General features: G+C 74.3%; 11 protein-coding genes. 8 read left to right on the top strand and 3 right to left on the bottom strand.

What is annotated here, in order from left to right; translation table 11 throughout:
* Window positions 1-54: 54 nt before the first annotated feature.
* Window positions 55-1,281: an acyl-CoA dehydrogenase family protein gene (locus C6N75_RS26515; protein WP_105871411.1), complete on the bottom strand. Its 1,227-nt coding sequence runs from the start codon at window positions 1,279-1,281 to the stop codon at window positions 55-57.
* Between the two features lie 213 nt (window positions 1,282-1,494).
* On the opposite strand from C6N75_RS26515, the gene C6N75_RS26510 reads away from it, so the two are divergent.
* The 3 genes from C6N75_RS26510 to C6N75_RS26500 all read left to right on the top strand — a co-directional run bounded on the left by C6N75_RS26510 (window position 1,495) and on the right by C6N75_RS26500 (window position 3,617).
* On the top strand, window positions 1,495-2,166 hold the full coding sequence (locus C6N75_RS26510) for a TetR family transcriptional regulator (RefSeq protein ID WP_105871410.1): 672 nt from the start codon (window positions 1,495-1,497) through the stop codon (window positions 2,164-2,166).
* Window positions 2,166-2,564 carry a hypothetical protein gene (locus C6N75_RS26505; protein WP_105871409.1) on the top strand — a complete coding sequence of 133 codons (399 nt, stop codon included), beginning with the start codon at window positions 2,166-2,168 and terminating at the stop codon, window positions 2,562-2,564. The genes C6N75_RS26510 and C6N75_RS26505 overlap by 1 nt, the downstream gene beginning before the upstream one ends.
* Window positions 2,565-2,747: 183 nt before the next feature.
* Window positions 2,748-3,617 (top strand): SDR family oxidoreductase, encoded by an 870-nt coding sequence (locus C6N75_RS26500; protein ID WP_105871408.1) that lies wholly within the window; start codon window positions 2,748-2,750, stop codon window positions 3,615-3,617.
* A 6-nt stretch (window positions 3,618-3,623) separates the two neighbouring features.
* On the opposite strand, the gene def is transcribed toward C6N75_RS26500, so the two are convergent.
* The gene (def, locus tag C6N75_RS26495; RefSeq protein WP_105871407.1) at window positions 3,624-4,172 is read right to left on the bottom strand and encodes a peptide deformylase; all 549 of its coding nucleotides are present in this window, start codon (window positions 4,170-4,172) and stop codon (window positions 3,624-3,626) included.
* 213 nt (window positions 4,173-4,385) lie between these two features.
* Between def and C6N75_RS26490 the strand changes: the two genes are divergently transcribed.
* From C6N75_RS26490 to C6N75_RS26470, 5 genes are all read left to right on the top strand, one after another.
* Window positions 4,386-5,633 (top strand): MurT ligase domain-containing protein, encoded by a 1,248-nt coding sequence (locus tag C6N75_RS26490; RefSeq protein ID WP_105871406.1) that lies wholly within the window; start codon window positions 4,386-4,388, stop codon window positions 5,631-5,633.
* 33 nt (window positions 5,634-5,666) lie between these two features.
* Window positions 5,667-6,395: a type 1 glutamine amidotransferase gene (locus C6N75_RS26485; RefSeq protein WP_105871405.1), complete on the top strand. Its 729-nt coding sequence runs from the start codon at window positions 5,667-5,669 to the stop codon at window positions 6,393-6,395.
* A 183-nt stretch (window positions 6,396-6,578) separates the two neighbouring features.
* Window positions 6,579-7,604 carry a 6-phosphofructokinase gene (locus tag C6N75_RS26480; RefSeq protein ID WP_105871404.1) on the top strand — a complete coding sequence of 342 codons (1,026 nt, stop codon included), beginning with the start codon at window positions 6,579-6,581 and terminating at the stop codon, window positions 7,602-7,604.
* 144 nt (window positions 7,605-7,748) lie between these two features.
* Window positions 7,749-8,723, top strand: coding sequence for a cytochrome c oxidase assembly protein (locus C6N75_RS26475; protein ID WP_105871403.1), 975 nt, complete (start codon window positions 7,749-7,751; stop codon window positions 8,721-8,723).
* A 74-nt stretch (window positions 8,724-8,797) separates the two neighbouring features.
* Complete coding sequence (locus tag C6N75_RS26470) at window positions 8,798-8,956, top strand: hypothetical protein (RefSeq protein ID WP_105871402.1); 159 nt, start codon at window positions 8,798-8,800, stop codon at window positions 8,954-8,956.
* Between the two features lie 85 nt (window positions 8,957-9,041).
* Here the strand turns inward: C6N75_RS26470 and C6N75_RS26465 are convergent.
* Window positions 9,042-9,522 (bottom strand): subtilase-type protease inhibitor (locus C6N75_RS26465; RefSeq protein WP_258177628.1); only part of this gene is annotated, 481 nt, incomplete at its 5' end.

Below are 9,522 nucleotides of genomic sequence, written 5' to 3'. Positions count from 1 at the left end.
CCGGCAAGGGCCCGCCCCCGGTGCCGGGGCAGGGGCGGGCCGGGTGGGCGGGCGTCAGCGGATGGGCATCCCGGACAGGGTGCGCGCCAGGACCAGGCGCTGGATCTCGCTGGTGCCCTCGAAGATGGTGTAGATCGCGGCGTCCCGGTGCATCCGCTCCACCGGGTACTCGCGGGTGTAGCCGTTGCCGCCGAGGATCTGGATGGCCTGGGCGGTGACCTCCTTGGCGGTCTCGCTGGCGTACAGCTTGGACATCGAGCCCTCGGCGGAGGTGAACGGCTTGCCGGTGGTGGCCATCCAGGAGGCGCGCCACACCAGCAGCCGGGCGGCGTCGATCCGGGTGCGCATGTCGGCGAGTTGGAAGGCGACGCCCTGGTTGTCGATGATGGGCCGGCCGAACTGGCTGCGGGTCTTCGCATAGTCCAGCGCCACTTCGTACGCGGCGCGGGCGGTGCCGACCGCCATGGCGCCGACGGCCGGGCGGGACGCCTCGAAGGTGGCCATGGCGGCGTTCTTGAGCCTCTCGCCGCCGGACGCGGCCTTCTCGCGGGCGCGGGCGAGGCGGTGGTCGAGCTTGTCCTTGCCGCCGAGCAGGCAGTGGCCGGGGATCCGCACGTCCTCCAGCACCACCTCGGCGGTGTGCGAGGCGCGGATGCCGTGCTTCTTGAACTTCTGGCCCTGGGACAGCCCGGCGGTGCCGGGGGGCACGATGAAGGAGGCGTGGCCCTTGGAGCCCAGCTCGGGGTCGACGACCGCGACGACCACGTGCACGTTCGCGATGCCGCCGTTGGTGGCCCAGGTCTTGGTGCCGTCGAGCACCCACTCGTCCTTGGCCTCGTCGTAGACGGCGCGGGTGCGCATGGCGGCCACGTCGGAGCCGGCGTCGGGCTCGGAGGAGCAGAAGGCGGCCACCTTGACGTCGTCGGCGTCGCCGTACATCTGCGGCACCCAGGTGCCGATCTGCTCCTCGGTGCCGTTGGCGAGCACGCCGACGGCGGCCAGTCCGGTGCCGACGATGGACAGCGCGATGCCGGCGTCGCCCCAGAACAGCTCCTCCATGGTCATCGGGATGCCGAGCCCGGTGGGGTCGAAGAACTGCTGGGCGTAGAAGTCGAGCGAGTAGATACCGATCTTGGCCGCTTCCTGGATGATGGGCCAGGGCGTCTCCTCCCGCTCGTCCCACTCGGAGGCGGCCGGGCGGATCACGTCCCTGGCGAAGCCGTGCAGCCAGTCGCGGACCTGCTTCTGGTCGTCGTTGAGATCGAGCGTGAACTCGGCCATCGTCGCCTCCCTGCGTGTTACCTGCGGTAACAGCAGTCTGTTACCGGCAAGTAGAATCTGTCAACCGACGGCTGACCGGCGCAGGTGTTACGTTGCGGGGTCTTGGACACGGACAGACGACCAGTGCGATCGGTCCCGCACGGACGGCCGGAACCGGCCGTGCCGCCGTCGGACCGCGGGTGGGAACCGGCACGCGCACGGCGGGGAGACGCTATGGACACCACACACCGCGGCGGGCCGGAGAGCGCGGCCGAGCGGCGGCGGCGCGAGCTGCTGGAGGCCGCCGACCGGGTGGTCCTGCGCGACGGGCCGGGCGCGTCGATGAACGCGATCGCCGCCGAGGCGGGCATCACCAAGCCCATCCTGTACCGGCACTTCGGCGACAAGGGCGGGCTGTACCGGGCGCTCGCCGAGCGGCACACCAACGCCCTGCTGTCCGCGCTGCGCAGTGCGCTGGACGCGCCCGCCGGACGGCGCGAGCGGGTGGAGGCCACCCTGGACACCTACCTGGCCGCCATCGAGGCCAGACCGCAGGTGTACCGCTTCCTCATGCACCCCTCCGAGGAGTCGGGCCAGACGGCCCCGCACGGCGAGGGGGCGGGTGGCCCCGAGCGGGGCTTCGACGTCGGCCGGCACTCCGCGCCGGTGCTGCGGCGGATGGGCGAGGAGCTGGCCCGGGTGATCGCCGAGCGGATAGACCTCGGCCCGGGCGGGGCCGCGCTGTCCCGGGTCTGGGGACACGGCATCGTCGGCATGATGCACGCGGCCGGCGACTGGTGGCTGGGCGAACGCCCCTGCACACGGGCGGAGTTGGTGCGCGCCCTGGCCGACCTGCTGTGGGGCAGGCTGGAGTCGGTGCCGGACCGCGAGGGACAGGGCTTCTGATGGGGCGGGCCCCCGAGGGCGGCGGGCCCGGCCCGTCACCCGGCGGCGACGCCGCGCCGCCCCGCCGCCGCAGGACGGTGCGGCCCGCCGCGGTCGTCCTGGCCGCCGTGCTCGCGGTGGCCGCCGCGGGCTGGGGCGCCACCGTCTGGCTCTCCGCCCAGACCGCGGCCGGCGACCCGCCCAGCCCGTACGGCGCGCAGCCGTCGCCGCCGGACTGCGCCGTCCCGGCGAGCGCCCCGGTGGACTGCGCCGACCACTTCCCCTCCCCGCCCTGCCCGTCCCACCCGTCCGGGTCGCGGCCGCAGCCGCCCACGGCGCTTCCGACCGGTCCGACCGGTGCGGACCGGAACTCCGGCCGGGCGGTCCTCGTGGACTGCGCGGTGGTGTCCACGCGATAGCGCCCCCACCTGACCGGCGGCCCGGCGACCGGGGCGGCGGCCTCGACCCGGCCGCCCGCGTAAGCCCTCGGGGGGTGGTCCCGTTAAGGGACGGCGTGCGCACACTGAGCCGGCGCCCCGCGCGGAACACCGGCCGTGCGGCCGCTCGAAGCCCGGCGGCGCCGGCGACAGAGGGAGGACCCGATGACCAGAGCCGATCCGCCCGACCAGGTCGTGGTGATCACCGGCGGGGCGCGCGGCGTGGGCGAAATGCTGGCGCGCAAGCTGGCCGCCCGCGGCGCGCGGATCGCCCTGGTGGGGCTGGAAGCCGACCGGGCCCGGCGGGTCGCCGCGGACCTGCCCACGGACAGCGGCGCCTGGCACGCGGACGTCACGGACGTGCAGCGGATGACCGCCGTCGCCGACGCCGTACGCGACCGCTTCGGCCGGATCGACACCGTCGTGGCGAACGCCGGCATCGGACACGGCGGCCCGCTGGGCTGCGCCGACATGGAGGCCTGGCGGCGGGTCGTGGACGTGAACCTGACCGGCAGCGCCGTCACCGCACACGTCTTCCTGCCCCTGCTGGCCGAGAGCCGCGGATACTTCCTCCAGATCGCCTCCGTCGTCGCGCTGGCGCCCGCGCCGCTGCTGACCGCCTACAGCGCCTCCAAGGCCGGGGCGGAGGCCCTCGCCCACGGCCTGCGCGCCGAGGTCGCCCACCGGGGGGTGGGCGTGGGCGTGGCGTACCTGTCGTGGACCGAGACCGACATGGTGCGCGCGGCGGACCGGTACCCGGCCCTGCGGGAGATGCGCCGGCGCATGCCCTGGCCGGCCGGCCGCACCTACCCGCTCGGCCCGGCCGTGGACCGCCTCGTCACCGGGATCGAGCGGCGCGCCGCGCACGTGTACGGCCAGGGGTGGCTCCGCGGGCTCCCGCCGGTGCGCGGCTGCCTGCCCTGGCTGGTGGGCGTGGCCGGCGCGCGCGAGATGCGCCGCCAGCAGGGCGCGCCCCCGTCCGGGGGCGGGAGCGGGGGCGGCGGGCCGGAGGCGCCGGCGCCCGCTGCTCGGTGAGCGCCGCTACGCCGGGCGCCACTGCCAGGGGGCGCGGCGGGCCCTGCGCAGCAGGCGGGTGCGGCGCAGGCCGGTGAGGTGGTCGGCGTAGACCGTGCCGTCCAGGTGGTCGCACTCGTGCTGGAGGCAGCGGGCGAAGAAGCCGCGGCCCTCCACCCGCACCGGCGCGCCGGTCAGGTCGAAGCCCTCGACCACCGCGTGGTCGTAGCGCTCCACGCCGGCTTCCAGCCCGGCCAGGGACAGGCAGCCCTCCGGGCCGCGGACGGCGAGGTCGTCGGCGGCCACCAGCGCCGGGTTGACCACGTGGCCGAGGTGGCGTTCGTCCTCGTCGTCGGGGCAGTCGTAGACGAAGACCCGCGCGTCCACGCCGATCTGGTTGGCCGCCAGTCCGACGCCGTCCGCCGCGTACATGGTGGCGAACAGGTCCTCGACCAGTCGGCTGAGGCGGTCGTCGAAGGCGGTGACGGGCCGGCAGGGGGTGTGCAGCACCGGGTCGCCGAACCGCGTCACGGCTCGTACGCGGCCGGAGCTGCCGGGGATCGGGCGGGTGCGCATGGGCGCAAGCCTACGGGGGCGCCCGACCGCCGGGCCCGGCGGCGCGGGACGGCCCCCGACGGCGTACGACCCGGCCGGAACCGCACCCTCCGCAGGGGGCCGCACGGCCCAGGATCCGCGCCCGCCCGGGGGTTTCGGCAGGTGGCGCGGTTCGGGGTCGGACAGAGTCTCGATAGGCTGGCCCACGGACCCACGCGAGGAGGAACGAGGACGATGGCAGGACACCCCGGCAATCCTGAGCCGCTGTCGCCGCGAGCCAAGCTGGCCGTGACGGCGGGCAAGGCCGCAGCGGCGGTGTCCCGCGCGGCGGGACGCGGCAGCGGATCGGTGATCGGCGGCCGGGTGGCGCTCAAGCTCGACCCCGACCTCCTGGGGCGGCTGGCCCATCACCTGGACGTCGTCCTGGTGTCGGCGACCAATGGCAAGACGACCACCACCCGGCTGATCGCGGAGGCCCTGCGGGCCGCGGGCCCGGTGGTGTCCAACGCGCTGGGCGCGAACATGCCGGCGGGCATCACCTCGGCGCTGGCCGGCGGCTCGGACGCCCGGTTCGGCGTGATCGAGGTGGACGAGAAGTACCTCGCCGGGGTCGCCCGGGACGTCACCCCCAAGGCGATCGCGCTGCTCAACCTCTCCCGCGACCAGCTCGACCGGGCCGCCGAGACGCGGATGCTGGCCGAGAAGTGGCGCGAGGGCCTGTCCGGCAGCAAGGCGGTCGTCATCGCCAACGCCGACGACCCGCTGGTGGTGTGGGCCGCGTCCTCCTCCCCCAACGTCGTGTGGGTGGCCGCCGGGCAGGAGTGGAAGGACGACGCCTGGTCCTGCCCCGCCTGCGGCGGTGTGATGCAGCGTCCCGGCGACGACTGGTTCTGCGGCGAGTGCGGCTTCCGCCGGCCCGCGCCGAGCTGGGTGCTCAGCGGCGAGCACGTGCTCGACCCGCACGGTTCCGCCTGGCCGATCCACCTCCAGCTCCCGGGCCGCGCCAACCGGGCCAACGCCGCCACCTCGGCGGCCGTCGCCGCCGTCTTCGGCGTGCCGCCGCAGGTGGCGCTGGAGCGGATGTACCAGGTGCAGGCGGTGGCCGGCCGGTACGACACGGTCAGCTTCCTCAGCCGCGAGATCCGGCTGCTGCTGGCGAAGAACCCGGCCGGCTGGCTGGAGACCTTCTCGCTGATCGACCCGCCGCCCACCCCGGTGGTCCTCTCGGTCAACGCCCGCGGCGCGGACGGCACCGACACCTCCTGGCTGTGGGACGTGGACTACACCCGGCTGGCCGGCCACCCGATCTCCGTCATCGGCGACCGGCGGCTGGACCTGGCGGTCCGCCTGGAGGTCGCCGGTCTGGACTTCCGGGTGTGCGACACCCTGGACGAGGCCGTGCAGCTCGCGCCGCCCGGCCGGATCGAGCTGATCGCCAACTACACCGCCTTCCAGGACGTCCGCCGCCGGGTCGGCAACTGACCCGCCCCGCACCTCGCGCTTAAGGACACGACGATGAGTGACAGCAGTCTGCGGCTGGTGTGGGTCTACCCCGACCTGCTCAGCACCTACGGCGACCAGGGCAACGCCCTGGTGGTCGAGCGCCGCGCCCGCCAGCGCGGGCTGGACGTGCAGCGGGTGGACGTGCGCAGCGACCAGCCGGTGCCCACCTCCGGCGACATCTACCTGATCGGCGGCGGCGAGGACCGTCCGCAGCGGCTCGCGGCCGAGCGGCTGCGCCGCGACGGCGGGCTGAACCGGGCCGCGGAGAACGGCGCGATCATCTTCTCGGTGTGCGCCGGCTACCAGATCCTCGGCCACGAGTTCATCAACGACCTCGGCGAGCGGGAGCCCGGCCTCGGGCTGATCGACGTGGTCTCCACCCGCGGCGAGGGCGCCCGCTGCGTCGGCGACGTGCTCGGCGACATCGACCCGCGGCTGGGCCTGCCGCAGCTCACCGGGTTCGAGAACCACCAGGGCATCACCCATCTGGGCCCCAGCGCCCGCCCGTTCGCCCGGACCGTGTTCGGCAACGGCAACGGCACCGGCGACGGCACCGAGGGCGCGTACAACGACACCGTCTTCGGCACCTACATGCACGGGCCGGTGATGGCGCGCAACCCGCAGATCGCCGACCTGCTGCTGAAGCTGGCGCTGGACGTCAACGCGCTGCCGCCCACCGACGACCGGTGGTACGAGGCGCTGCGCACCGAGCGGATCGCGGCGGCCTCCCAGCCGGCCTGACGGCCCGCCCGACGCGACCACGACGCCCCCGCCGCGCGCGGGGGCGTCGTCTGTTCCTCCGAAGTACGTCCGCCGGTCGGACGGGGGATTCGGCGGGACCTCCGTACGCCGGTAGGGTGGCGTGGATTCCAGCCGGACGACGTGGTCCGGGAGTCGGCCCACGTTGCAAAGGTATTTCGGGCTATGCGCATAGGTGTGCTCACCTCCGGCGGCGACTGCCCCGGTCTGAACGCCGTCATCCGTTCCGTCGTGCACCGCGCGGTCGTCGACCACGGGGACGAGGTCATCGGCTTCCACGACGGCTGGAAGGGCCTGCTGGAGGGTGACCACCGGGTACTCGACCTGGACGCGGTGGCCGGCATCCTGGCGCGCGGCGGCACCATCCTGGGCTCCTCCCGGGTGCAGCCCGCGCACCTGGTGGACGGCGTGGAGCGGGCGAAGGGGCACGTCGCGGACCTCGGCCTGGACGCGATCATCCCGATCGGCGGCGAGGGCACCCTGAAGGCGGCGAACCTGCTCTCCGAGGCGGGGCTGCCGATCGTGGGCGTGCCGAAGACCATCGACAACGACATCGCCTCCACCGACGTGACGTTCGGCTTCGACACCGCGGTCGGGGTCGCCACCGAGGCGCTGGACCGGTTGAAGACCACCGCCGAGTCGCACCAGCGGGTGCTGATCGTGGAGGTCATGGGCCGGCACACCGGCTGGATCGCGCTGCACTCCGGGATGGCGGCCGGCGCGCACGCCATCGTGGTGCCCGAGCGGCCCTTCGACATCGAGGAGCTGACGGCCAGGGTCGGCGCCCGCTTCGAGGCCGGCAAGCGGTTCGCCATCGTGGTCGCCGCCGAGGGCGCCAAGCCGCGTGAGGGCTCGATGGAGTTCGACGAGGGCGGCAAGGACATCTACGGCCACGAGCGGTTCGCCGGCATCGCCCGGCAGCTCTCCGGTGAGCTGGAGCGCCGGCTCGGCAAGGAGGCCCGCCCGGTGATCCTCGGCCACGTCCAGCGCGGCGGCACCCCGACCGCGTACGACCGGGTGCTGGCCACCCGCTTCGGCTGGCACGCGGTGGAGGCGGCGCACCGCGGCGAGTTCGGCATGCTGACCGCGCTGCGCGGCACCGACATCGTGATGGTGCCGCTGGGCGACGCCGTCAAGACGCTGAAGACGGTGCCCGCCGAGCGGTACGCCGAGGCCGAGACGGTCCTCTGACACCCCTGGCGACGGCCGATGCCGCCCCCGGTCGCGAGCGCGGCCGGGGGCGGTTCTAGTCTGGTCCGGCAAGCAGACGTCCCGTGGCCAACGAGGGCCAACGGGGCGCTACCGGACAGACCAGCACGAACCAGGAGCCGGCGGATGGATCACAGCGGGCACGGCAGCGGCCACGGCATGATGATGGACCTGCCGCCGTTCACGCTGGAACGCGGGCTGGCGTACTCGCACGACACCTTCTTCCTGGTCGGCTGCCTGCTGGCGCTCGCGCTCTACGGGTGGGGCGTGGCGAGGCTGGTGCGGCGCGGCGACTCCTGGCCGGTGGGCCGCACGGTGTCCTTCGCGATCGGCGTGCTGAGCGTGGCGCTGGTGATGTGCACCAAGCTCAACGACTACGGCATGGTCATGTTCAGCGTGCACATGGTGCAGCACATGGTGATCAGCATGCTGTCGCCGATCCTGCTGCTGCTCGGCGCGCCGGTGACGCTGGCGCTGCGGGCGCTGCCGGTGGCCTCCCGGCGCGGGGCGCGAGGCCCGCGGGAGCTGCTGCTGGCCCTGCTGCACAGCCGCTACCTGCGGATCATCACGCACCCGGCGTTCACCATCCCGCTGTTCATCGCCAGCCTCTACGGGCTGTACTTCACCCCGCTGTTCGACTTCCTGATGGGTTCCAGGCCGGGCCACATCGGGATGATGGTGCACTTCCTCGCGGTGGGCCTGGTGTTCTTCTGGCCGATCATGGGCGTGGACCCGGGGCCGCACCGGCCGGGCTATGTGATGCGGATGCTGGAGCTGTTCGCCGGGATGCCGTTCCACGCCTTCTTCGGCATCGCGCTGATGATGGCGAGCGAGCCGATGGTGGGGACGTACCTGGACCCGCCGGCCTCGCTGGGCATCGACGCGCTCACCGACCAGAACGCGGCGGGCGGCATCGCCTGGGCGTTCAGCGAGATCCCCTCGGTGCTGGTCCTCATCGCCCTGGTGTACCAGTGGTACCGCTCCGAGCAGCGCCAGGCGGTCCGCAAGGACCGGGCCGCCGACCGTGACGGCGACCGCGAGCTGGAGGAGTACAACGCCTACCTGGCCTCGCTCCAGTCCCAGGCGGCGCGCGGCCGGTAGCGGCCGCGCGGTAGCGCGGGAGGGGCCGTCCGGGTGACCATGGAGAGTGGTCACGGCCGGGAGGAGACCCCGCAATGTCCGGTTCCACGAAGACGATGGGCGCGCTGACCGTCGGCGTGCTGGTGCTGACGACGGCGTACACGGTGGCGCTCGGTTCCAACGGCTGGCTGTGGTTCGGCTGGGTGGTGCTGGGTCTGGCGACGGTCGGGGTGGCGGCCATCCGCGACGCCTGAGCCGGCCGCGACCCGGTCCGGTCGGCTTCCCCGGCCCCGGGCCCGGGTGGCGCTTGCCGGGCCCCGGGCCGGGCTGCGGCGGGGTTCAGAAGCGGAAGAGCGCCCCGGTGGCGGTGTCCAGCAGGCAGGCGTTGCCGTAGGACTTGCGCCAGTCGACCGCCTTGCCCTGCCACTCCCCCGCGGCCCGCACCGACACCGGGTCGAACCGCTTGGTGCAGGGCCGCTCCTCGGACGTGAGCTTGTCGAGGTCGCCGCGCGCGCTCTCCAGGGCCGCGCAGGCCGCCTTCGCCTCGGGGTGCGGGCCGGACGGCGTGGGCGCGCAGTGCAGGCGCACGCCGCGGATCCAGCTCTCGTCGGCGCCGGAGACGGTGAGGAACAGGCCGCTGCCGGCGGCCGGGGCGGCGCCCGCCGCCCGGTCGACCGGGTCGGCGCCGGCGGGTCCGGGGGCGGCGGCGGTGGTGAGCAGCACGGCCGCGAAGGCGGTGGCGGTGGCGGTGGCGCGGAGGGACATCGCGTACTCCCGTGGTGATCGCTGGGGGCCGGCCCGCCGGTGGGGAGGCGGCGGG

Source organism: Streptomyces solincola (assembly GCF_002982015.1).
Classification (GTDB): Bacteria; Actinomycetota; Actinomycetes; order Streptomycetales; family Streptomycetaceae; genus Streptomyces; species Streptomyces solincola.
Note: the sequence above shows the minus strand (reverse complement) of the source record. Positions and strands in the feature narration are given on the sequence as shown.